18 protein-coding genes and 1 tRNA gene are annotated in these 24,479 nt (G+C 63.5%); 6 read left to right on the top strand and 13 right to left on the bottom strand.

Going from position 1 to position 24,479, the window contains the following annotated elements:
* Positions 1-43: 43 nt before the first annotated feature.
* Together LQ788_RS16255 and LQ788_RS16260 are read right to left on the bottom strand one after the other, a co-directional pair.
* Positions 44-229 (bottom strand): hypothetical protein, encoded by a 186-nt coding sequence (locus LQ788_RS16255; RefSeq protein ID WP_231442769.1) that lies wholly within the window; start codon positions 227-229, stop codon positions 44-46.
* On the bottom strand, positions 222-5,270 hold the full coding sequence (locus LQ788_RS16260; RefSeq protein ID WP_231442771.1) for a DUF4011 domain-containing protein: 5,049 nt from the start codon (positions 5,268-5,270) through the stop codon (positions 222-224). The genes LQ788_RS16255 and LQ788_RS16260 overlap by 8 nt, the downstream gene beginning before the upstream one ends.
* Before the next feature lie 107 nt (positions 5,271-5,377).
* Here LQ788_RS16260 and LQ788_RS16265 point away from each other — a divergent pair.
* From LQ788_RS16265 to LQ788_RS16275, 3 genes are all read left to right on the top strand, one after another.
* Positions 5,378-5,453, top strand: a tRNA-Arg gene (locus tag LQ788_RS16265).
* A gap of 477 nt (positions 5,454-5,930) precedes the next feature.
* Positions 5,931-7,373 (top strand): COG1361 family protein, encoded by a 1,443-nt coding sequence (locus LQ788_RS16270; RefSeq protein WP_231442773.1) that lies wholly within the window; start codon positions 5,931-5,933, stop codon positions 7,371-7,373.
* A gap of 66 nt (positions 7,374-7,439) precedes the next feature.
* The gene (locus tag LQ788_RS16275) at positions 7,440-8,060 is read left to right on the top strand and encodes a class F sortase (RefSeq protein WP_231442775.1); all 621 of its coding nucleotides are present in this window, start codon (positions 7,440-7,442) and stop codon (positions 8,058-8,060) included.
* A gap of 42 nt (positions 8,061-8,102) precedes the next feature.
* Here the strand turns inward: LQ788_RS16275 and LQ788_RS16280 are convergent, their stop codons facing one another.
* From LQ788_RS16280 to pdxH, 5 genes are all read right to left on the bottom strand, one after another.
* Positions 8,103-9,167, bottom strand: a complete 1,065-nt coding sequence (locus tag LQ788_RS16280; protein WP_231442777.1) for a universal stress protein — start codon at positions 9,165-9,167, stop codon at positions 8,103-8,105.
* A gap of 142 nt (positions 9,168-9,309) precedes the next feature.
* A complete protein-coding gene (locus LQ788_RS16285) occupies positions 9,310-9,810 on the bottom strand; it encodes an HNH endonuclease (protein ID WP_143920546.1) in 501 nt (166 codons plus the stop codon).
* Positions 9,811-10,294: 484 nt separating this feature from the next.
* Positions 10,295-11,119 (bottom strand): C40 family peptidase, encoded by an 825-nt coding sequence (locus LQ788_RS16290; protein ID WP_231442779.1) that lies wholly within the window; start codon positions 11,117-11,119, stop codon positions 10,295-10,297.
* Positions 11,120-11,643: 524 nt separating this feature from the next.
* On the bottom strand, positions 11,644-12,330 hold the full coding sequence (locus tag LQ788_RS16295; RefSeq protein WP_231442781.1) for a metal-dependent transcriptional regulator: 687 nt from the start codon (positions 12,328-12,330) through the stop codon (positions 11,644-11,646).
* Between the two features lie 252 nt (positions 12,331-12,582).
* The gene (gene pdxH / locus LQ788_RS16300) at positions 12,583-13,254 is read right to left on the bottom strand and encodes a pyridoxamine 5'-phosphate oxidase (RefSeq protein ID WP_231442782.1); all 672 of its coding nucleotides are present in this window, start codon (positions 13,252-13,254) and stop codon (positions 12,583-12,585) included.
* Positions 13,255-13,407: 153 nt separating this feature from the next.
* Here pdxH and serC point away from each other — a divergent pair, with 153 nt between their 5' ends.
* Complete coding sequence (serC, locus tag LQ788_RS16305; protein WP_231442784.1) at positions 13,408-14,565, top strand: phosphoserine transaminase; 1,158 nt, start codon at positions 13,408-13,410, stop codon at positions 14,563-14,565.
* 276 nt (positions 14,566-14,841) lie between these two features.
* On the opposite strand, the gene LQ788_RS16310 is transcribed toward serC, so the two are convergent.
* From LQ788_RS16310 to LQ788_RS16330, 5 genes are all read right to left on the bottom strand, one after another.
* The gene (locus LQ788_RS16310; RefSeq protein ID WP_231442786.1) at positions 14,842-15,339 is read right to left on the bottom strand and encodes a DUF456 domain-containing protein; all 498 of its coding nucleotides are present in this window, start codon (positions 15,337-15,339) and stop codon (positions 14,842-14,844) included.
* 147 nt (positions 15,340-15,486) lie between these two features.
* A complete protein-coding gene (locus LQ788_RS16315) occupies positions 15,487-16,746 on the bottom strand; it encodes an MFS transporter (RefSeq protein WP_231442787.1) in 1,260 nt (419 codons plus the stop codon).
* Between the two features lie 8 nt (positions 16,747-16,754).
* Entirely contained in the window at positions 16,755-17,735 is a 981-nt protein-coding gene (locus LQ788_RS16320; RefSeq protein ID WP_231442789.1) for a DUF3027 domain-containing protein, read from the bottom strand.
* Complete coding sequence (locus tag LQ788_RS16325; RefSeq protein ID WP_009881897.1) at positions 17,735-18,115, bottom strand: cold-shock protein; 381 nt, start codon at positions 18,113-18,115, stop codon at positions 17,735-17,737. The genes LQ788_RS16320 and LQ788_RS16325 overlap by 1 nt, the downstream gene beginning before the upstream one ends.
* 515 nt (positions 18,116-18,630) lie before the next feature.
* A complete protein-coding gene (locus LQ788_RS16330) occupies positions 18,631-18,861 on the bottom strand; it encodes a hypothetical protein (RefSeq protein WP_009881896.1) in 231 nt (76 codons plus the stop codon).
* 72 nt (positions 18,862-18,933) lie between these two features.
* Here LQ788_RS16330 and LQ788_RS16335 point away from each other — a divergent pair, with 72 nt between their 5' ends.
* Both LQ788_RS16335 and LQ788_RS16340 read left to right on the top strand, forming a co-directional pair.
* On the top strand, positions 18,934-21,072 hold the full coding sequence (locus tag LQ788_RS16335) for a helicase-associated domain-containing protein (protein WP_231442791.1): 2,139 nt from the start codon (positions 18,934-18,936) through the stop codon (positions 21,070-21,072).
* Between the two features lie 58 nt (positions 21,073-21,130).
* Positions 21,131-22,765 (top strand): DNA repair helicase XPB, encoded by a 1,635-nt coding sequence (locus LQ788_RS16340; RefSeq protein WP_231442792.1) that lies wholly within the window; start codon positions 21,131-21,133, stop codon positions 22,763-22,765.
* Positions 22,766-22,785: 20 nt separating this feature from the next.
* Here LQ788_RS16340 and LQ788_RS16345 read toward each other — a convergent pair whose 3' ends face one another.
* Positions 22,786-24,465 carry an ABC-F family ATP-binding cassette domain-containing protein gene (locus tag LQ788_RS16345; protein WP_231442794.1) on the bottom strand — a complete coding sequence of 560 codons (1,680 nt, stop codon included), beginning with the start codon at positions 24,463-24,465 and terminating at the stop codon, positions 22,786-22,788.
* Positions 24,466-24,479: the final 14 nt, after the last annotated feature.

The raw sequence follows: 24,479 nt of genomic DNA on the forward strand, positions 1-24,479 counted from the left end.
TCGAGGTGAGCACGCCTCGAGATGAGTACCCAATGCCGCAGGATCACCAGTGCGGAGGTTTCTGCGATCGGTAGTAGTCGACGCTGAAACCTCCGGCATCAGCTTCAGCTTCGTTTCGCAGCGTCGCCCGGTACTTGCGCAGGGCTGCCTCGAGACGGGCCTTCTTCTGCTCATCAGTTTCGTGCTCGTCTTCGTCCTCGGGTGGTACTTCGAGGTCGTCGTCACTCATCGCGCAGTGAGTCATCCTCGCGGGGCTCGATATCGGCCGCGCGCGGACGCATCCTCTCCGCATCATGATCACGAACCGGCGCTGTCTGCGCTTCTGCGGTGGGCTCGGAGGAATCCAGCGGGCTGTCCGCCGAGTCGCCGAGCGCATTTTCCGTGTCTGCGGACGCATGCCCTGTGTCTCCGAGGGCATCCTGTTCGACGGGCCCGGGCACCTGTTCGTTGCTTGCGGTTTCGATGAGACCGGCCTGACGCAGCTCATCGGCCCGGATCTTTCCCGTGTCGAAGGTGGGCACGACCTCGTCCTCCATGGGACTGTGCTTCTGAGTTTCGGGCACCAGAACCTCGGCGCCGGTGACTCGTTTGGCCTGCGTGTGCCGTTGACGGTAACGGTCTACCGCGGCCTGCAACTGGGAGTCACCGCGACTGGAGTTGCCCTTCTGTGCCAACGCCGTGCGGAGCAGATCCTTGATCTCCCCGTCACCGCGGACGACGGAATCGGACTGAACCCAGTCGATCATTGCGTCAAGGCTGGAGTCCGAGTACTTGTGCATGGGCAGACCCGGCACCAGTTTGGGCCGGCTGCCTGTGCGGCCGACGACCACGGAGGCAGCACGGGCCGCGTTGAGAACGGCCTGCGGGCTCATCTTCTCAACCGTGGACTTCCAGGCGCCGAAGATCTTCTCAGTCTCCGTCTGTGGATCGACGAAGGCATCGGTGGACCATACGCGCATGAACTTCCACCCGCGACGGGCCAACTGTTCGGGCACGACGCGATCGCGCTGGCGCAGGCTTCGGACTGAAGCGTATTCGGGCCCGTCTCCGGCGACGGCGATGATCATGCCGTGTTCGTCCTCGGTCGAGTTCGCCACGGCCAGATCGATGCCGTTGTAATGTTCGTGAGCGACCACGCCGAGCTGCAGCAGACGGTCGGCGATGTCGTTGAAGAGCGGATCGTAGATCTCACCGTGTGGGCCCGGCTGCCTCATTCCTCCGGCGGCGACCTCGTCGAGCAGCCGTGGCAGCAGGACTGCTCCCCCGGTGAGCCGGTTCGTCTCGAAGTCATCGGATTCGATGCTCGAGACAACGGTCAGGCGCTTGCGTGCCCGGGTCATCGTCGCCGCGAGGATCCGTTCCCCGTCGGGGCCCGAGAGCGCTCCGAAGTCGTGGATGACTCGACCGTGGACGGTCCGTCCGTAGCCGAAGGTGAAGATCACGGCGTCGCGGGACATTCCCTGAACGCGCTCGGCATCGGTGACCACAAAGGGTTCCTTGCTCGAATCATTGAAGAATGCTGCCACGTAGGGCAGGTCCTTCATAGCTCGAGAGATCGCGGTGGCCACACGCTGGGCGTGATGCGCGGTGAGCGCGACGACCGCCAAGGACTCACGGGATCGGTTGCGTGCGTGTCTGAGCACGAGTTCGACGACTCGCTTGACCTCAGCGTCTGGACTCTCGACACGACCGGTGCCGATGTCCGTTGGGCCTCTGCCGTCGGCGACATAGGAGAATTCGAGTCCAGTGCCCTCGCCTGTGTGGGCGGTCGGCATCGTCGTGATCGTCGAATCGTAGAAGTGCCGGTTCGCCAGATCGATGAGTCCGACCGGTGACTGCCGATAGGAGTTCGACAGTTCCATGCGGGGCAGGAACTCGCCGAGGCGCTCCTGGACTGAGCTCGGATGATTCCCATCGTCCATGCCCCAGCGATCAACCGCGATGGTGAACGGCCGCGGCCCGAGCAGACGGGAGTCACCCAGGGAGATGACCTGTCGGGCGCGGGTGATGGCCGGGACCACGTCGGGGACCGACAGGCGTCCGGCATCGGCGATGACCACGGCGTCGAAGAGCGGCAGAGCGGAGAAGAGCTCAGGCACGGTGTAGGGGCTGGCCATCCAGACCGGTGCCAGAGTGGTGAGCAGTTCGGGGGCCCGCGTCGACATGGTCTGCACCGAGGTGTGCGGCGACAGCAGCTCCTGCTTGATGACACCAGCGGAGATCGGGTCGTTGTCGATTCCCCGCTTCCAGGCCTGCGCATGGTTGTAACGCAGGCGACCAGCACCTGCAGCGACGAAGGCGCGGTCGTTCTCACGGAAGCCTTCGGCCACCTGGTGCAGTTCAGCACCGTCATGGCGACCCACCTGTGGATCCTCACTGGCCATCCGCTGCAGTACCGATGCCCAGTAGGCCAGGTCGAACTCAGGGCCGACCAACGTGGTGTCGACCTTGCGACGGCGCAGGTCTGTGAGCAGATCAGACAGGCCTTCGTCGGTCAGCTCACGCTGGAGCCGAGACCGCTCCGGCAGTTCGGCGAGATTCTCCGAGTCACGTCCCATGGCTTCGGTGCGTGCCTGCAGCTCTTCGATGAGCATGAGACCCAGGTCGCCGCCGTCGGGAGTGGTCTCGAGGATCGGTGCGATCTTGGCAACGTCGGCCTCAACGGTCTGCAGGATCTCATCGGCTTCGAGGACGCCGCGCGGGATCTGTGGGCGACCGTCGTGGCCGGCCAGGTCCTGGAGCACGATGCGCTGGGAACGGACATCGATCAGCGCCGCATGCAGGTCGGAGACGTCAGCACCGGGACGCAGGAACTCGTTCGCTGCCTTCTTCTGACGCTTGCGCTGGAGCATGCCCATCTCCACGCCGACCTCGGCACGGTATTCTGAGCTGCCTGTTGCTGCAATGAGGTCATCGAGACGGTGGTCGTAGATGTCGGGGGCGAAGTTGTCGAGGGTCGTGCGCACCCGCAACAGCACCTTGATGGCGCGCGACCAGTCACTGAGGTTGCGGCGCGGGTTCAGTTTGGCTTTGGACAGGACCGGCTCAACGGACTTGACCAGGTCGGGAATGGTCCGACCGAGACGTTCGGCAACGGTGCGTGCGGCTTCGGCCTCTTCGACCGATTTGAGGTCGGCACCGAACCAGACTGTGTCCTCAACGTCGAGGGTGAAGGCACCCAGAGATGCCAGTTCGCTGAGCTTTCCGCGCAGCGCGTTGCGACGGTCATCGCTGGCGCCGAGGAGGTCTTCACCGAGCCGGACAGGAGTTTGAGGAGAATCGTCGCCGGAGGTCAATTCCGCCAGGTGCTGCATCGTCTCGTAGACGGACACGTCCCAGGGTTCACGACGCCGATGCAGTGAGGACACATGCTCGTTGAGCGTCTCGCGCTGCTCGTTGAGTTCGTTGAGCAGGCCGGACAGGTCGGGACGCTCGGCTTTCTCTGCCGACCCGATGAGGCCGACGAGCTGTTTCCTGATCGCGCCGGTGCCCTGACGGGTGTCGACGGCGAACTCTGAGAGCCCGACCTCGCCGAGGCGGGAAGAGAAGTCATCGAGAGCATCGGCGGTCTGTGCCAGGAAGAGGACGCTCTTGCCGGTGTGGGCCAATGTCGTGGCGACCGCAACGGCGACTTGGGTCGCTCCGGTCCCGGGAGGTGTGTCAACGACGACGGACTGTCCGGAGACGGCGGCGTCGACGACGGCCTGCTGATCACCGTCGACATCGATGACGAGAAACTCTTCCTGAGGTTTGCGATCCGGAAGCGGTGTGACGGGTTCCTTGAGCGCGGCCGGAATGACTTCGTCTTCGTCGGAGTCAGATGTGTCTGCGTCTGCGGGCGCTTCCTTGTCCAGGCCGGATGCGGTGTCAGAGGCCGGCTGTTTGGCGCCTGAGTTCTCGGCAGCTGCAGTGTCGGCGCCGACGTTCGGTTCGGACTTCGCAGTTTCGGCTTCAGCGACATCCTCACGTCCGGAAGCTGAAGGCTCGTGAGTGGCCGCAGAGGCAGCTTCTCTGCCCTGCGCTGATGCAGACTCAGGTTTCCTGGCCGTGTCTTTGTTCGCAGTTTTCTCAGCACCTGCACCGGCGGAGGCCGACGGTGTTTCTTCGGAATCGCTGCGGCTCGTCTCGGGCCCAACGGCGGCAGACGTGTAGTCCGCGGCCGCCACGGTGTCACCAGGTGTGGTTCCGGCAGATGCGGTGGTGTCGGTCGACGCGACGTCCGCAGACGAGGTGGTGTCGTCTGTCTTGGCCTCGGCGCGCTTGGTATCGTCCGGCTTGGTGCCCTCGGGTGACGCAGCCGCAGAGACCGATCGAGTTGCCTCACCCGCAGTCGTGGTTCCGGTGCGGTCCGCTCTTCCCCCTGGCAGGGAGCCATCCGTGATCGGAACCGTGGGCTGTGAGAACTCATCATCGTCGTCGACAGTCGCCGGATCACGCTCAGTTGAAGTCGTCGTGCTTCGGCTGCCCCGCTCGTCAGAGACTGCAGCGGAGTTCCGGCTAGTGCCATGCTGGCGTGGGGTTGGAGTATAGGACGGGCCGCCCAATGCGCCGCGCACCTCTTCGTCGCCGGCGAGAGCACGAAGGATCGGATGCTGTGTGGGCAGGTAGTCAGTGGTGAATGGGCTCGCGATATTGGCGAATGTCGACACCACGAAGCGGTGGTTGATGCGCAGACCAGGCACGGACTGTGCAAGGTCACGGAGACGGTCGAGGGCTGGCCCCGGATCGAAGCCGTGTGGTCCGCCCGTGGCATCAACCCATTCATCGACGGGCACTTCGAGGTCGTAGACCTCAGACAGATGCTGGACCAAGGCGGGGTTGATCATGATCCCGTCGCCGAGAACGATTTCGAAGTCCTCGACTCGGGAGCCACGGGGAACGAGCGTGACGTGGCGCATCACGATCGGGGCGTTGAACTTGTACTTGGAGTCCTTCTCCGTCCACGAGGCGAAGCCGATCGCCAGGTGTGCGGCCTGAATTCCGCGCTCGTTGCCGAGCTGCTCGGCCTTCGACCGGATCGACTTAGCACGGCGTCGTGCGTCAGCGAGGACTTCATGGTCGCGGACCAAGCTGGAGAGTCGAGTGGCACGACCTGCCAGAAGCTGGGCTAGCCCAGAGGGATGTGCTCCGGAGAGATCGATGCTGCCATCACGCGAATCCCGGAAATGGAGCATGGTGTCGCGACCGCCCAGATGGGCAGCCTGCTGTTTCCACTCGGCGTAGACATCGTCGAGTTCTGGGAACTGATCGTCAACAACGGAATCTGGCACACTTCGACCCTAACGAGAAACTACACACAATAGGCGCTGGCACACCGTGAAACATCCAGGTTTCTTCTACGCTACACTTGGTGGTCGTGGTTGTAGAAGGCCACATCGCCCCCGTAGCTCAGGGGATAGAGCACCGCTCTCCTAAAGCGGGTGCCGGCAGTTCGAATCTGCCCGGGGGCGCCATCACCACTGCGGATCAGGGCAGTTCTCGTCTGCATAACCGCCTCCGACCGCAGCACATTGCGCACCGTGGCTCAGTTCATCGCATGGCATGGTCAATCTGGTTCATCGCATTCCTGGACCCGTCGTGGCAGTGCCCCCTTACCCGTCAGCGCCTGGTAGCCGACGATACGGCAATGCTCCCGGGCACCGTCGCACCTCCGAGTACGCCCCTGAACTGCGGCGACGATGGCCACCAACACCCGAATGACGAAATCGACACCCACCCAACAAGACAATAGTCCTTGTTGCCTCTAAGCTATCAAGGTGGGAGCGAGCCACGGCAAACTGCCTTGCGCCCAACCACGCGGAGTCGAAGGCCGACACCACGTGGCGCACCCCAGGAAGGACCAGAACATGCGGCACCTCCGCAGACGACTCCCCGTAGTCGGCACAACGATTGCACTGATCGCCGGGAGCGCTCTCCTTTCGTCTCCGGCAATGGCTGCGCCCGAACTCGGCCCCCAGCTCAGCGCATACGAGGGCGAACCAGACTTCACCGGCGTCACCACAAACCCTGAAACCGACAACCAGGGCGGCGTCGACAACGCCACCATGTACGGTGCCTACATTCCCTCGTCCGGTGTTCTCTCCGGCAATCGTGTCTGGTGCATTGACCGGGGCCTGAACCAACCTATGGGCAACGGCTACGACGAAGGCGGCAGATCATCCGTCGAAGCCCCCGAACTGGCTTATATCCTCGCGAAATGGGACGAACCCCGCGACGACCAGGCCGATCAGATGGCTCATGACATGGCAATCGGCGAGCAGGTACACAGCTCAGATGAAATCGACCACCGCGATATTCTCGATGACCGCAGTCTGCAAGAGGTCACCGATGGCATCGGCTGGAACGAGGACTCTCAGAATCTCAAGGACATAGGCGCGGACGCGTTCTACGATGACGTACTTCCCGACGCATACGACCTCTCGACGCTCATGAGTGACGAAGCCGCGAAGTATGCCGGAGACGGCACCTATAAGGCCGAAGTCACCATTGACGAGGACTCATCGGCTGCGGTTATCTCGCTGGTCAACTCCGAGGGCGTCAGTGTCCCCGGATTCGACGGTGAGCTCACTGTCGACGGCGCCAAGCCTGAGACGACGGAGATCACGTCCGGCGAATCCTCAGTCGAGGTGCCCCTCGATTTCACCGACGACGTTCCAGATGTCTCTGTCTCGGTGACATTCTCGGGATTGCCGACTGGTTCGGTCACCCAGTGGAACCCCAAGGATTTCGACGCTGATGAATATGATCGCGCGAGCCTGCAAGCTGTCGTTGAGGGGCAGGAGACAACGGTCCAGGCATCTGATTCATACCAGGGCCGCTACACCCCGAAGGTGTCCTCGCAGGTCTCGGTCGGAGAGATCACTGAGCTCCCGGCCAAGGTCACTGACAAGGTTCGCCTGGACCACTGCGCACCAGGTGAGACTATCGAAGATGTCAAAGTCGAGGTGTATGCCGAGGACGGAACCATCACCCAGTCCAAGACTGCCCCCGAGGATGCGAAGCTGCTGGAAACCTTCACTCCCGATGTCACCTGTGAGGAAGACGGCACCGTCGACTTCGAGACTGACGAGCTCACACTCGATGCCGACTTCGTCAAGCCCGGCGAGGAGAAGTCGGTGACATTCGTAGCTTCGGCTCCGGCCTCCGGATCGAACGAAGCCTTCTCACATGAGTACGGTGTGCCCTCGGAGACCGTGGAAATCGCAATTCCCGAGGCTGATAAGCCGGACGACAACCCGGTAGTGAAGACCGGTGCGTACGTTGACTCGGCCGACGCTGGACCCAATTGGAACCTCCTCGGCGGCATCGGACTGCTGACCGTGGCCGGAGGACTCATCATCGGTGCACTTCGCCGTCGCATGACTGGCAACTGACGATTCAGTCATGACTCGGTGGCGGTCACTGCTTCGGTGGCCGCCACCGACAGATGAAAGGAACCCATGACGGCACGAGTATTTCGTGACTGGTGGTCCATCCCTGTCGCAGTTGTTACCATTGCGCTCATCTGCGCAGGTGCATGGATGCTCACCCAGGGTCTCACCGATGAACACAACACCGACGAGAGTCAGGCCAATGTTCAGCTCGAAGAGCCCCCAAGCGAAGCCGACGTCGAGGAGATGCAGATCGAAGCCCTCGACGGAGAATTCCAGATCCCTTCTGTCGGGCTTGATACCGGGCTGGAGACGATGTCCGAGGTCAATGGTGCGATCAATCCCCCAGGGTTGCGCAATGGCTACATTGTGCGTAATCACGGCACCCCCGACCACCCCGAACGCGGCACGACCTATGTTGCCATCCACTCCGTACAAGGAGCCGAGCTGCCTGGGAACACACTCATCGATGTCGATGCGGGAGAGCCGACCGTCGAAAAGGGTGAGTCGATCACTCTTCAAGATCGCGACTACACGGTGACCGACTCCTACACGGTGCCCAAGACGGACATCTCCGGTGATGATCGTGTATGGGCCGATGAACCCGGCCGCCTCGTTATTCTCACGTGCCTGCAGCGCAATTCCGGTCAATCAGCCGACAATGTCGTCATCGAGGCAATCGCGGACTAGCGATGACCAGCCGAGCCCAAAGGCAAGGCAGCGGTCCCCGTATCACAGCCCCGGCTCGGGAACCTCACCATCGTGTCGACGCTTGTTATGGTCGCGGGTGACGCGCACGACCATCGTCGGACACTGCGAATACGGCAGAACCGACTGCGAGGTCGACCCCAGGAGCAGTCCGGCAAAGCCGCCGCGTCCGCGAGAACCGATGACGAGCACCTCGGCGGTGTCAGAGGCCCGGACGAGCACCTCGGCGGGCTGACCGTCGAAGAGGGTCCAGGTGACGTCGAGGCCTGCGAACTCCTCCTGCAGGCGCTGCTTGGCCACGACGAGCTTGTCGGCTCCCTCATTGACCAGTCGCTCGAGGTCCGCCGTGCTGGGCAGCCACTCCGGGCCGATCACTGTCGTGGTGATGACGGCGACGATGTGCAGCGGCGATCCACGACGCACAGCCAGTCGAGCAGCCTTCCACAGCGCTGGAGATTCAGCGCCCAGGGAATCGACGCCGACAACGACCTTGCCGTCGAAACGCAGCCCTTCGATGGCATCGACATTGGGGTCAGGCTCCTCGACGACGATGCCGTCCTGGCGGATGGGCCGGGAGGATGTCGGGTGAGCGGCCCTCTCCACATCTGACTGCCACGAGGCGGGAACGACCACCGTCGCGCAGGCGGAGTGGGCAGGCAGTGCACTGGAGACGGTGCCGAGCAGGCGTCCGGCGAATCCGCCGCGTCCGCGTGAGCCGACGACGGCCAGGCTCCCCGACTTCGATTCGTCGATGAGGACACCAGCGGCATCGCCGATCTCAATGACGGCCTCAACCGGCACGCCGGCGGCCTTCACTTCGGCGGCGGCTTCCTTGAGGGTGTTTGTGACTGCCGCACGGATTGAGGTGTCATCGATCGGGACGTAGGAGACGTCGATCGCTGCCGCGGCCACACTGGGGATCGTGTAGGCACCGACGAGGCGGATCGGCTTGTCCAGAGATTTCGCTTCGCGAATTGCCCATGCCAGTGCATTGCGGCTGGGTGGCGAACCGTCGATGCCGACGATGACGGCGTCAGGTTCCCCTGGGGGTGTAGTTTCAGCGTTCTGGGGCCGGTCCTGCTCGTTCATAGCAAGCTCCTCATCTTGAAGCGAACTTCTCTCGCTTCCACCCTAAATCAGAATCGATCACAGGCCTGGGCCTATGTCACATCGTTATCCGAATTCCGTCTCAGCGTGGACACCACGACGACGAGCTGGGACGATGCCCGCCTCAGGCGGCCCTGGAGAGCTCCAGGAACGGTCGCCACTGCTCGACCGGCTTGTCGATCCCCCGCATCCAGAATTGACCTGTTCGCGGCTCCTGAGGGTGGAAGCTGAGCTTCCACCCGATCTCCGCCAATGACCTGTTGCCTTTGCGGTTGTTGCATTCGCGACAGCAGGCGACGAGGTTCTCCCAGCTGTTGACCCCGCCGCGGGAGCGGGGAACGACATGGTCAACGGTCGTCGCAGGCTTCGCACAGTAGGCACAGCGGTGATTGTCGCGCCGGAGCACTCCTCGTCGAGAGAGTGAGACTCGGCGGTCATGGGGCGGCCGCACGTAACGTGTGAGCAGAATGACCGATGGCTGGTCGAGATTCAAGTGCTCGGATCTCACTGGAACATCCTCGGCAGCCAGTACCGTCGCCTTGCCCGTCAGCACCAAGACGACGGCCCTGGTGAACGGAACGATCGACAGTGGTTCATACCCGGCATTCAGCACAAGAGTCTTCATATCCCGCCCCTCATCAACGTGTGAGTGTGGATCCGGTCGACTGACACGGGCCCAGGGAACGCAAAAGGCGTTGTGCCGCAGCACAACGCCTTGAAAGAAGGGACAGACACAGATATGTACTCCGCGCCAGAAACTGGAGCGGCTATTCGTACTATTCGACTGTGGCCCATCTGGTTCCCCATCACTTACGCCAAACTCAATCTTATTAAGACTAACGCCGACCCTCCCCTGTGACCGAATTCATAACGCTCGCGTCACGGATTCTTTCACTGTCGTTCACCTTTCAGAACCGTGAGGGCCGTTGCGCACCAGCTTGGAGGGACCGCCGGCCGCATCCGTGGCGACACAGACACTTACACGAGGCCCGGCGCCGAAGCTGGCACCACAGGCCCGCCGAGGGAATTCGACACAATCGGGTACGCAAAAACTCCCCGTCTGACTCGAGGACCGTCGAGTCAGGCGGGGAGTTTCTGTGTGAACTGAATCAGAGAACGCGGATGAAGGTGACGTTGCCCATCCAGCTGTAGCTGCGCTTCGAGGTGCCTGATCCTGGTGAACCGGCATCGTACATCTGTCCGTCACCGGCGTAGATGCCGATGTGACCTGGGTGCCAGATGAGGTCACCGGGCTTGGCCTCCGACTGGGAGACGACCGTGCCGGATGCCTTCTGCGCACCGGAGCTGCGAGGCAGGTTCACGCCGACCTTGCTGTAGACCCACGAGGTGTAGCCGGAGCAGTCCCAGCCGCTCTGTGAAGTTCCACCGTAAACATATGGAGTGCCGACGCCCTTGGCAGCCCAGCCGATGACCTGCTCGGCCTTGGAGCCGTCGATCGAACCGGCATCGCCGGAGCCGGAGTCCTTGTTCTCGTCCTTGTCGCCGGAATCCGAGGAGCCGGCGGTCGGAGCATCACCGGAGTCATCGTCTGAAGTGTCTTCAGCGGTCTCAACGGGCTTTGGTTCTGGTTTTGGTGCAGCTTTGGCGGTGACGGTCTGGACATCGGCGCTGAAGGAGGAATCCTGCTTCTTGTCCTTGTCCTGGTCTTCGTCGCCAGCAGTGACGGTCGCCGTCTGGTTCTTGTACTCAACCTGGGTCTGAGCCTGTGACTCGGCGGAGACTGCGACGTTGTCGTCGGCTCCCTGTCCTGCTGCCGGAAGGACGGCTGCGGTGAGCAGTCCACCGCTGGCAGCGACAACGGCTGCACGGCGCCCGAAGACGGCGGAGTTGGCATTCAGGATGTCGGTCAGTTCGGTCAAAGGTGTCTTGACCTTGGCTTCAGCGGCGCGGCGGCCATGCTGCTTAGTTGCCACGTTTCCCTCTCGTCACCTATTGGAAGATTCCCAACCGCCACTCTCGGTCCTCAGAGATTTCACATCGAGCGTGGCGTGCGGCTCTCGATGCAAAGTCGCCACTTTCGTGAACGACCTCCATAACTGTAACCAATCAGTGACCGATTGTCACGTTTCTGTCACGAACCACGGGGGAAACACCTGAGGTTTTCCATAAAGATGCAGGTCAGAGGCATTAAATACTGATAAATCTTCGTAACATTTGCTCGTTATACGACACGGCCCAGGGAGCAATCTGTCGCTCTCTGGGCCGAGTTCGGCAATGCTTTGTAACAAACCGGCCCGAGTCGAGACCTTTGACCGTAATCGGCAACGTTTCAAGAGCGTGACCGTGCAGTCTCGCGACCGTGACTCGGCAATGCCTCTGCAGTGAGGCTGCCAGTTTTGACGAAAAGGGTGGGTCTGGTGAGGGGACCTCGCCCGACAAGCACCCGCCCATCGTCAGCCGGGCTCACATCTCGGCCGGGTTCACTTCCTAGCCGAGCTCACTTCTTATACGCGAATACGTGCGAGGCGGTATCCAGCGGCAGATCGAGCACGTCCTGCGCACCGGGGACCTGGACAGTGATGTACTCACCGTTGCGTGAGATCTCGACGTCGCTCTCGGGTAGGACACCGGCGACCTGGAACTGCTGCAGCAGGTGGATATCGACCTGGAGTGGTTCTGCCAACCAGGCGATCCGAAGCTCCTTGGCTCCATCGCGAGCCACTGCAGTCGCCAGATCGACGACCTCTGTGCCTTCGTTCAGCTTTCCACCGATCACGTCGAGACCGGGGATCGGATTGCCGTACGGGCCCGAAGCGATCTCGGGAAGCAGGGTGACGAGCTTACGTTCGACCTGCTCGCTCATCACGTGTTCCCACCGGCATGCCTCGTCGTGGACGAGTTCCCACTCGAGTCCGACGACGTCGGCGAGGAGCCGTTCTGCCAGACGGTGCTTGCGCATCACCTCGGTGGCGATACGACGTCCCTCTGCTGTCAGCTCCAGGTGTCGGTCATTGCTCACATGCAGCAGACCGTCACGCTCCATACGCGCCACGGTCTGTGAAACGGTGGGACCGGAGTGATCCAAACGTTCAGCGATACGAGCCCGCAACGGCACGATCGACTGCTCCTCAAGCTCGATGATCGACTTGAGGTACATCTCGGTTGTATCAATGAGGTCGTTCACTTCAGACCAGCCACTCCACTCTTCGTCTTCAGGCCCATTCGACCATTTCAGGCGTTCTCAGCTTCAATCCTATCCCGCGTACACATGATCACGTGCTTTCAAGCAGAGTTGAAGTCCACCGGCTCGTGTGATCCGAGGCCCTCATTCAATGCATTGCCGCCAGCCTCGCCTGTCGTAGTCGCCCTGCCCTCGGGATAACGCTGGCGGCACGACGAATATTTCGACACGACCGCGCTCGAGACAGAGCCCAGATCAGGGGTAGAGGCGAACCGGACTCCACTCTTCTGCCTGGGACAGATCTGCAGGTTCATGGCTGCCGTCGGCACGGCGGAAGACCCACCTGTCATGGAACCGATTCTTCTGCCCCTGCCAGAACTCGATCTCGAAGACACGAACCCGGAACCCGCCCCAATGTTCGGGTCGGGGCACGTCCCTGTCGGCATACTTCGCCAGCGCAGCATCATATTCTGCCTGCATCTGCTCCCGACCGCTGACTGGCTGGGACTGCTTCGAGACGCTGGCTGCGATCTGTGATCCGTGGGGGCGCACGGCGAAGTAGGCGTCGGAGTCCTCGGGGGCGGCCACCTCGGCGAGGCCTCTGATCCTGACCTGTCGTTCCATGTCCTGCCAGGGGAAGTTCACGGCCACTCTGGGATCGGCGCGCAGCTGCCGGCCCTTGGCAGAGTCGTAGTCGGTGAAGAACATGAAACCGGCTTCGTCGATGCCCTTGAGCAGGACGATCCGCGAGGAAGGACCCCATTCGTCGAGGGTCGAGACCGTCATCGCGTTCGGTTCCCGCACGTGGCTGGCGGCCTCGTCGTACCACTGTCTGAACAGCTCCAGCGGCGAGACCTGGGGATGGTCGAAGGTCGGTGACTCGTAGGACTTCCGCGTCTGCGGCAATCGGTCGACTGGCTCACTCATGCCTTCACTCTACGGCGAGCCAGTGACACAACGCTCGCACAGATACAGACATGCAGGCACAGACATGTCGATACCCAAATGCCGAGGCCGACATGACTCAAGATGACGGTGCCGGCCACCTGGCACGGGCGGGTGCGTCGTAGACTGTCGTGCGTGACTGCCACGAATATAGAGATCCCAGACGAACTCCTGCCCACCGACGGACGCTTCGGCGCCGGACCGGCGCGCATCCGCAAAGCCCAGATCGAGGCGCTGAATTCTGCCGCCGCCGATGTGCTGGGCACCAGCCACCGCCAGGCACCCGTGAAGAACCTGGTCGGGCGCATCCGCACCGGCCTGGCCGAGCTCTTCAACCTGCCCTCCGGCTACGAGGTTGTCCTGGGCAACGGCGGGTCCACCGCCTTCTGGGACGTCGCCGCCTTCGGGCTGGTGCGCGAACGCGCCGCCCATGCGACCTTCGGCGAATTCGGTCAGAAGTTCGCCAAGGCCACCGACGAGGCCCCACATCTGCAGGATTCCCTCATCCTCAAGGCCGAACCCGGCACCTCCGCCGTCCCCTCCCCCGCTGCCCTCGCCGAGGCGACCGGCAATTCCGATGTCACGGCCGACGTCTATGCTTGGCCGCACAACGAGACCTCGACCGGTGTTGCCACCACGATCACGCGTCCCGAGGGCATTGACGAGGATTCGCTCGTCGTCATCGACGCCACCTCGGGGGCCGGCGGTCTGCCCGTCGACATCACCGCCACCGACGTCTACTACTTCGCACCGCAGAAGAACATGGGCTCCGACGGAGGCCTGTGGGTGGCGATCATGTCGCCGAAGGCCATCGCCCGCGCCCAGGAGATCAAGGACTCGGGGCGGTGGATTCCCGCGTCGTTGGATCTCGTGACCGCGATCGAGAACTCGCGCAAGGACCAGACCTACAACACTCCTGCCGTGACGACCCTGGTGCTCCTGGCCGAGCAGATCGAATGGATCAACGGCAACGGCGGCCTCGAGTGGGCCACCACCCGCACCCGTGAGACCTCCGGTTTCGTCTACGCCTGGGCCGATGCCGCCGAGGTGGCTCATCCCTTCGTCGAGAACGCTGAGGATCGCTCGTCGGTCGTGACCACCATCGACTTCGACGATTCTGTCGATGCGGCCCTCGTCGCCTCGGTGCTGCGCAACAACGGCATCGTCGACGTCGAGCCCTACCGCAAGCTGGGCCGCAACCAGCTGCGCATCGCGACCTTCGTCTCCGTCGATCCCGAGGACGTCAAAGCGCTGCTGGCCAGCATCGACTTCGTCATCGACGCCCTGGCCTGATACCTCTGGCGACTTAGGCGCACGCGCCGGCTAGGTTAGCGCCAAGTGGTTCGGTGCCCAATGGTTCGGTGCCAGCTGGTTCGGTGCCGTTCTCGGCAATAGCTTTCAGCACCCCGCACCCGCAGTGCCTAAACACCCCGTTGCAACGAGGCGTTTTGGAGCTGCGGGGGCGGGGTGCTGAACTATCTGTAGGCCAAGCAGCTCACGGGAGGACGTGCGACTACCGGTGCGTGGTGCGCTGCACTGAATAAGCATGAGACACCAGTCCCCTGGCCCTCAGCCGAGGAAGTGGATGAGGGTTCCGATGCCGAAGGTGATGGCTGCCAGCAGAGCGAGCAGGAACTCGAGGGCGGTGCCGATGCCGATCGCTTTGAGTGATTCCCAACTGGAGTCCCAGGCCTCCTTTGCCTCCTTGAGCCGCAGGTATTCGGCGAGGTAGAGGCCGGCGATGAAGCCGATCGGCAGACCGACGACGGGAATCACGAAGAATCCGATGATGCCGAGGACCCCGGCCAGCAGCACGGACTTGTTGGGGACCTTCATCGCCTTGAGCTTCCTGCCCGTGAGCACCAGCGAGGCGCTCATGCCGGCGGCGACGAAAACGGCCACGATGGCGAAGATGATCCAAGCCATCGGCCCACCGATGACGATGGCCCACACCAGCACGGCGATCGCAATGAGGATGGATCCCGGCAGCACGGGCAGGATGATGCCGAGGCAGCCGACGAGGATCGCCAATCCGACCAGCACCGAGGTGAGAATGTCCGCGTTCACTGTGTGTCCGATCTGTTGCTCATGGGGCTCCTCATATTAAGGGACCAAGTTCTGCGCCGCACACAGAATGGCAGACGACTGCCGGCCTGCCCCTCCGCGACTACCGGCCCGCCCCTCAGGGACGGCTCAAGGACGTCCGTGCAGCCCTCAGGGGCGTCCGTGATAGCTCACATGGAGGCGGATGCGTGATTTGGGGTCGTAGTGCAGCCGCAGGTTCTTCGCCACGATCATCCACACCAGCCCGACGGCGAAGGCAATGATCCCCGAGGCTGCGCCGACGACCATCGCCATCCGCGGTCCGTACAGGTCAGCCACCCACCCCGCCAGCGGGGCACCGATGGGGGTTCCACCCATGACGACAGCGGCATAGATCGCCATCACCCGACCGCGATAGTGCGGTGGTGTCGTCGTCTGCACATAGGCATTCGCGGAAGTCATCATCGTCAGCGATGCGAAGCCGACAAGCATGAGTGACGCTGCGAAGACATAGTAGTTGGGGATCAGGGACGCTGTCCCGACTGCGAGACCGAAACCGCCTGCTGCACCGAAGATGAAGCGCAGCCTCGGCTTCTCCCGCTTTGCCGAGGCCAACGCCCCGGTCACCGAGCCGATCGCCATGACGGAGTTGAGCAGACCGAAGCCCGAGGCATCCTTGCCGAACTCGATCTTGGCCATCGTGGCGGTGTAGATGTTGAAGTTGAAGCCGAAGGTCGCAACGATGAAGAGTACGACGAGCACGATCGTCACATCGGGACGTTGGCGCAGATATCTGAATCCGCCCAGGATCCCACCTGTGCCCCGGCGACTCGAGGGGTGCAGTCGGGTCTGGTCAAGTCGAATGAGCACCGTCAGGGTCGCAGCGAACCCGAGTCCGCTGATGAGGAACACCGGCCCGGCACCGATGAGCGCGGTGAGGACACCGGCGACGGCGGGACCGATCATGCGGGCACCGTTGAATGATGCGGAGTTGAGGCTGACCGCGTTGGGGAGCAGCTTCTCACCGACGAGCTCAGAGACGAAGGCCTGCCGGGCGGGGTTGTCGAGGGTGGCCAGGATGCCCAGTGCCAAGGCTGTCAGATAGACATGCCAGAGCACGATGACGTCGGTGATGACGAGCACGAACAGCAACAGGCCCATGGCCCCCAGCAGTGTCTGGGTGACCATGAGCAGTCTGCGCTTGGAGAACTTGTCGGCGATCGCTCCCGCAAAGGGGAACATGATGAGCTGTGGACCCATCTGCAGCGCCATGGTGATGCCCAGGGCCGAGGCATTGTTGTTCGTCAGATAGGTGAGGACGATCCAGTCCTGGGCCGTCCTCTGCATCCACGTTCCGGTGTTCGAGATCAGGGCACCGGCGAACCAATGTCGGTAGTTCGGTTCTGCCAGTGACCGGAACGTGTGCGCCATCGAGTGTGTCAGCCCTCCTGGAACTCGAGTTCGCCGACGGAGTAGTCATCGACGACGGCATCGGCAGGTTCTGTGCTCTGCCGGCTGACGTCGGTCTCAGAATGGGCTCCACACCCGAAGTCGAGTGCGACGACCTTGCCGTCGGCCGGGGACCAGCCGTTGGCGCAGACACCGAATTTCTGCCGCAGCGATCCCGCCAATGGCATCAGGTAGCCGCAGCTGGAGCAGTGCGCCGAGGCTTTCGCCGCGAACTCGGATTCCGCGCCGGTCTCCGATTCGGCCCACCTGGAGGCGGCCGATGATATGCCTTCGGTTGAGAGGACCCGACGACGACCGAGCCCGAATTCAAAATTCGGAATCTCATCCAGGTTGCCGTCCGAGGTCTCTTCGACCTGCTCGAACCCCTGCTGGAGGTTCGGATCGTCTTCGACCTTCGGCAGCGTGTCCCGCGGAGTCAGATCGTTGGGTTCGAGCCGTTGTTCCCAGGGGACCCATTCCGGTGCGACCAGTGAGTCGGGTCCCGGCAGCAGTGCGGTCTCGCAGACCGTGACCTTCTTGGCGCGGGGTGCCCGTGCGAGCACTGCGATCCAGCGCCAACCGCGGTAGGTCGGGTCGGTGCATGCGAAGTAGTGAGTGACCAGGCGAGTGCCCTCGGCCAGAGTGCCCAGGTGGTCTCCGACCACGGCGCTGCCGGCCACCTCGGTGATGGCCGAGCGAGCGGTGTCGATCGCGGCGGCCAGCTGCGTGTCGAGAACGACCTTCTCCGACGTCGCCCGCGGGGCCCTGGCCGGCTTCACCGGTGCTGGCGACTCAGCCTGCGACGATGTCTCAGCCTGAGCTGGTGTCTCGGCCGAAGCCGTTGTTTCAGCCCGAGCTGGCGTCTCAGCTTGGGTCGTCGTTTCGGCAACCGACGTCGCCTCTGTGGGCGCAGGGTCGCTCGTCGGCTCGGCACTCTGGCCGGCCATCCAATCACTGAAGAGTGATGACATCAGGACTCCAAATCGTCGGCAATTGCCCGCAGCAGTGAGGCTACCTTGTTCCCGTGGGAAGGATCGGGGTAGCGGCCGTGCTGCAGTCCGTTGTTGAGGTCATCGAGTACTTTGATGACATCTTCAACCATAACCGCCATGTCTTCGGCCGGGCGTCTGCGGACCTTCGCAACCTTCGTCGGGCCCGACAGCAGTCTGGCCTTGAGCACCTGGGCTCCGCGACGGGAATCGACCACATCGTAGTCGAGGCGGGTGCCCTTGGTGACCTCGGCGTCCTCGGGCAGGACCGAGGAGTGGAGGAAGGCCTGGGAGCCGTCCTCGGCGATGACGAAGCCGAAGCCCTTGTCGACGTCGAACCATTTCACGCGTCCGGTTGGCATGGTGTCCTTTCCTGTTGCTGCTCGTCGTTGGTGTTGCTCGTCGTTGCTGCTGTCTGTACTGGTCAAGCTCGTATTCGGTGATGCCTGGTGGTGGTGCCGCGGTCGCGCTCGACTGCGTCGGTCCGAGTGGTCGGTCCGAGTGCTTGCACCGGGGCCTGTGCCTGCAACTGCGCCGGCACTTGGATCAGAGTCCGCGTCGCTGCCTGCGACCACTCCTGCACCTGCGCGTTCCGGTATCCATTACCCGGTATCCGGTATCCGGTCCAGGTCGCGAACCGGAACTTGCTCTGCGTCTGCTCTCCTGCGTCCTTCTCAGTGGTTGAACGCCACAAGACTGTGGGAGATTCCGGCCGTGGCCATTCGAATCGCCCGGACACGGACGCTGACTGCGGCCAACCTCGGCGCGGGGACCGTCATGGTGGGAATGTGCCCGACGCTGACTCAACGGCCACCCCGTCCAAGGCGTTCGCCTCAGCGGATGTGCGTGTGCCGTTAGCTGCGCCCGCGGCCGAGTTTCAGCTCTGGCCCACCTCGGTCTGTCTGCGTCTCAGTGCCGCTCTGACCAGGGCCACTGCGACCAAGGCGAAGGCGATCGGGAGGAGAATCATCGGCAGGTAAGTCAGCAGGTGTGAGGGGGCGTAGCCCATCCAGGCCTGCCCCAGTACGCCGAGCAGCGCGACCGCTCCGACAATGGCGGCGGCTACGGCCACGACGACGATGGTCGAGTCGACACGCTTGGCTGACAATGCTCGTCCTTTCCGAGATCTGCGAACCTGTTCTGCCCACCTATTGTACCCCTCACGCTAAACTGAACAGCGATGTCAATGACCTTCAGCCAGTGGCTGTCCCACAGTGCCGATACCGACTTCGAGTCCCTCGTCCGGACCCGTCGCGATCTCCTCCAACCAGAGTCCCCGACGATCCCCTCGCTGGCCGCGGCCGCGTCCTCGCGCATCGGCGTCTCCCGGGGCATCGAAGCCCTGAGCGCCACCGAGCTCGACGTCTTCATCGAGCTGGCCAAGGCCGCACGCACCACCACGGACATCAACGTGGGTGAGAATCGTCATATCGACGACGCCCTCGCCGAGGTTGTCCTCCCCCGACTGCGCGACCTGGGCCTGGCCTGGCCCTCGGCTGCCCCCACCGAGGCGGCATCGTCGCCGAAGTCCACCTGGCGGATCCAGTCCGAGGCCATCACACTGCTGCCCACCTCGGCGGCCGAATCCGCCCGGGCACATCCGTGGCAGGCGGACACGGCCGAGCTCGATTCGAGCACCGAGACCATCCCCACGTCACTCATTCACAACAGCGAACGAGCCGCAGTGGCAGAGGTCATCTCCTCCCTGCGCGGACTCGTCGATGAGCTGGCCAGCTCCCCCATCTCCCGCCTGACCAGCGGCGGAATCTCCAAACGCGATGTCACTCGGATCGGGAAGACCATCGATCTGGGACTCGAACAGACGATCACCCTGCTGCTCGCGGCGAAGTCGCTCAACCTCATCGGCGTCCTTGATGACCCGCTGGATCCGCAGTGGACGGCCAGCGATGACGCGGCCGCCATCCTCGAAGGAGACAGGGCGCAGCTGTGGGCGGCGCTGGTGTCCTCCTGGCTGCGTGAACCCCTCGATGTCACTCAGCTGGCGGCCGGAGCCAGCGCCAACGAGCGCCTCACCGTCCTCGCCTCGCCGAAGAAGTCCCTGTTCAAGGGGTTCAGCCAGTCGCAGCCGACGATGCCGCTGCTGCGCTTCACCATCCTGGAGATACTCCACGACATCGGGCAGGGATCCTCCCGCTCGGCCGAATGGATCCACGCGCAGGTTCTGGCCCGGCGCCCGCTCATCCCCGCGCATGACTTCGCGATGACAGAGGCGATCCTGCACACCGCGGGCGCCTTCGGTCTGGCGACGACGCCGCTGCAGAATTCCGAGCATTTCGGCCCCAGCAGGTTCGGTGTCCTCCTCGCAGCTGGCCTGCGGTCTGCGATGAGCGACCTCGCCGCCCAGGATCCCTCGATCGCTCCCGTGAACTTCAGCCTTGAGGGCCTCGAGGTACCCAGTCATGTCGTCGACGAGGTGCGGCTTGGGCTCGTCGACGAGGTGGAGACCGTCCTCATCCAGTCCGACCTCACCGCTGTGGCGACCGGGCCCATCGAACCTCGTGTCCACCACATTCTGCGTAAGTTCGCCGTCGTCGAGGCCCGCGGCCAGGGCACCGTGTACCGCATCGATGCCGACACGATCGAGGCGAGCATGCAGTCCGGCATCAATGCCGAGGATGCCCTGGCTCAGCTCGCCGAGATCAGCGCCGAGGCTCTGCCCTCGACCCTGAACTTCCTCGTCGAGAACACGGCGTCGAAGCTGCGCCGAGTCCAGGTCGCAGGCGCCCGCGCCGTCCTCGTCGTTGATGACCCTGTCGACCTCGATGTCATCCTCTCCGACCAGGCCATGCTGCCGGCCGGCCTGGAACGCTTGGCACCGACCGTGGCGATCGGGCAGCTGGGTCCCGAACGCACCATGCACCTCCTGGAGTCCGCCGAGCACCACGCCATGCTGCACTCGCCTTCGGGTCCGGTGCGCAAACGCAGAGTCATCACGCAGGCCGAGCCGGAGGTGCATCTGCGCAAGCGTGCCCGGGTCACCGACAACCACCTCGACGACTACATCCGCATCCTCCGTTCTCCCGGAGCCCGCGCAGCCCCGGTGACGAGCACCGACGAACCCCTGGGACACATGGATCGTCTCCGGGAGGCTGCCAGTGCGGGCCAGCAGGTCACGATCACGCTCGCCGACTCGCATGGGAAGGAACGCGTCATCGAGATGGTTCCGGCCACCGTCAACGGTGGGCGCGTGCGAGGCACGGTGAAGACCACCGGCGCCGAGGCGTCCCTGTCGATCGCGCGCATCGTCAGTGTCGATGTGGCCGGGGCTCAATCCGATGGTGCGGAGGAACAATCCTGAGGACACATACGTTGTCCCCTCGGAAGTCACCTCGGCGTGGGAAGAAGCAGGAACACATATGAACGGTCCGTTGATCGTGCAGTCCGACCGGACTGTGCTGTTGGAGTCGGGACATCCCCTGGCCGTCGAGGCGGCCGTGGCGATCGCACCCTTCGCGCAGCTGTCGCGGACCCCGGAATACATCCACACGTACACGATCACCCCACTGGGGCTGTGGAACGCCCGGGCCAGTGGCCATGACGCGGAGTCCGTCGTCGACGTCCTCCTCGAGTTCGCCAAGTACCCGGTGCCCCATGAGCTGCTCGTCGACATCGTCGACATCATGGACCGCTTCGGCGTCCTCACCCTCGTCGACAATCCGATCCACGGGCTGACCCTGACCTCGGCAGACACTGACCTGCTCGCCTCGCTCATCACCCAACCGGGCCTGGTGGGCAAGTTCGGCAGATCCCTCGACGCCGAATCCGTCCTCGTCCATCCGTCCGAACGCGGCGAGCTCAAACATGCGCTGCTGCAGCTGGGCCATCCGGTCTCCGACCATGCCGGCTACGTCGACGGTGAGGCCCACGAAATCGCCTTGTCCGATGATGCCCATGGTGGGCAGTGGCATCTGCGTGACTATCAGAAGGAAGCGATCGACCATTCCCTCAGCGGTGAGTCCGGCGTCGTCGTCCTACCCTGCGGTGCGGGCAAGACCATCGTCGGAGTGGCCACGATGTCGCGGGTGCAGACGACGACGCTGATCCTGGTGACGAACTCGGTCTCCGCCCGGCAATGGAAGGACGAGATCCTCGCGCGCACCTCGCTGACCGAGGACGAGGTCGGTGAGTACTCGGGGTCGACGAAGGAGATCCGACCGATCACCATCGCCACCTATCAGGTGCTGACCACCCGCCGCAAAGGCTCCTACCTGCACCTGGAACTCCTCGATGCCAAGGATTGGGGGCTGGTCATCTATGACGAGGTCCACCTGCTTCCGGCACCGATCTTCCGTCTGACCGCGAGCCTGCAGGCCAGGCGGCGGCTGGGACTCACGGCCACCCTGGTCCGTGAGGACGGACGTGAGGACGAGGTGTTCTCCCTCATCGGGCCCAAGCAGTACGAGGTGCCGTGGAAGGAACTCGAGCGCATGGGCTACATCGCCACCGCGTCCTGCCACGAAGTCCGGGTCCGCCTCGACGGAGGAACCCGGACCGCCTATGCCCGTGCCGATGGTGAGGACCGGTACCGGCTGGCTGCGACGTCGGATGCGAAGCTGCCGATCGTGCGTGAACTCGTCGCCGACCATCCGAATGCGCAGATCCTCGTCATCGGCCAGTACCTCGATCAGCTCGAAGAGGTCGGACGCGAACTCGACGCTCCTGTGCTGACCGGTCAGACCCCGGAATCGCAGCGCCAGGAGCTCTTCCGCGACTTCCGGTCCGGCGCGATCCCGGTGCTCGTGGTGTCAAAGGTCGCGAACTTCTCCGTCGACCTTCCGGCGGCCTCCGTGGCGATCCAGGTCTCCGGTGCCTTCGGCTCCCGACAGGAGGAGGCCCAGCGCCTGGGGCGGATCCTGCGACCGAAGGAAGACTCCGGATCCGCGACGTTCTACACCGTCGTCGCCGCCGACACCGTCGACGAGCACTTCGCCGCCCAGCGCCGTCGCTTCCTCACCGAGCAGGGCTACAGCTACGACATCGAGGTCCGCTGAGTCAGCCTGCGGCACATGGCTCAGCCGCGAGTGCGCACCACGCGGCCCTCGTCCCAGACCGGGGTCGTCGATTCGTAGATGTCACCGTCGGAGCCGAAGACGAGGAACCGGTCGAAGTCCCGGGCGAACCAACGGTCGTGGGTGACCGCAAGGACGGTGCCGTCGAAGACTGCCAGCGCATCCTGCAGAGCTTCTGCCGAGACCAGGTCGAGGTTGTCCGTGGGTTCGTCGAGCAGCAGCAGGGTGGCTCCGGCGAGTTCGAGGAGCAGAATCTGCACACGTGCCTGCTGACCGCCGGAGAGTGAGTCGAAGGTCTGTTCCGCAGCACCGGCGAGCTCGTAGCGGGCGAGCGCTCGCGAGGCCGGTTCCCGGGGAAGGCCGTTGCGATGCTCGTCGCCCCGGTGCAGGATGTCGAGCAGCGTGCGACCGTGTAGGTCCGGACGGCCATGCGTCTGCGCGAACCAGCCGGGACGGACTCTGGCACCGAGCTTCACCCGCCCCTCGTGCTCGACCGGGACGATCTCGACATCGGAGACCGGTCGGCGTTCGGGCTCGGGATCGGAGCCGCCGGCGGCGAGCAGCCGCAGGAAGTGCGACTTTCCCGAACCGTTCGATCCGAGCACGGCGACCCTGTCCCCGTAGCGGACCTCGAGGTCGAAGGGCAGCATGAGGTTCGTCAGCTCCAACTGCTGTGCGACGATCGCGATCTTGCCGGTCCGTCCGCCTTTGAGCCGCATCCCCAGATTCTGCTCTCGAGGAATCGCCTGCGGCGGTCCGGCAGTCTCGAAGCGTTCCAGCCGGGTCTGCGCAGCCCGGTAGCGGGAGGTCATGTCCGAGTTGTAGGCGGCCTTCTGCTTGTACATCTGGACGAGAGCCTTGAGCTTGGAATGCTCTTCGTCCCAGCGTTTGCCCATCTCTTCGAGCCGTTCGAAACGTGCCGTGCGCGCCTCGTGGTAGCTGTCGAAGCCTCCGGGATGGACCCACGCGGTGTTGCCTGCCGCAGAGAGTTCGAGGGTGATGATCTCTGTGGCCGCTTGGGCCAGCAGCTCACGGTCGTGGGAGACGAAGAGGACGCTCTTGTCGGTTTCGGCCAGCGCCTCCTCGAGCCAGCGTTTGCCCGGGACGTCGAGAAAGTTGTCCGGCTCGTCGAGGACGAGGACATCGTTGTGCCCGCGCAGAAGCGCCTCAAGCACGAGCTTCTTCTGCTCCCCACCGGACAGCGTGGAGATCGACCGATCCCGGCAGCGGTCGAAGCTCATCCCCAGCGCCGAGGTAGTGCAGGTGTCCCACAGCACCTCGGCTTCGTAGCCGCCGGCTTCACCCCATTCGCCCAAGGCGGTCGCATAGGCCATCTGCACAGTGGTTGACTCACTGTCGGGCCCGAGCAGCTTATCCTCGGCACGACGGACTGTGGCAGCGGCGGTACGGATACGTTTCGGTGCCAACTCCTCGAGCGCCTCGGCGACGGTATCGGCAGTGATGAACTGCCGCATGAGTCCGACGCTGCCGGTGTGGGAGATGAACCCCTCGTCCGGGGTGAGCTCACCGGTGAGCAGTCGCAGCAGTGTGGTCTTGCCCGCTCCGTTGGCACCGATGAGCGCGGCCTTCTTGCCGTCGCCGATGCGAAATGAGACGGAGTTCAGCAGTGGTCGACCGTCGGCCAGTGTGTAGGAAACGTCATTGATTTCGATATGGCCCATACGCTCAAGCTATC

This window comes from Brevibacterium zhoupengii, assembly GCF_021117425.1.
Taxonomy (GTDB): domain Bacteria; phylum Actinomycetota; class Actinomycetes; order Actinomycetales; family Brevibacteriaceae; genus Brevibacterium; species Brevibacterium zhoupengii.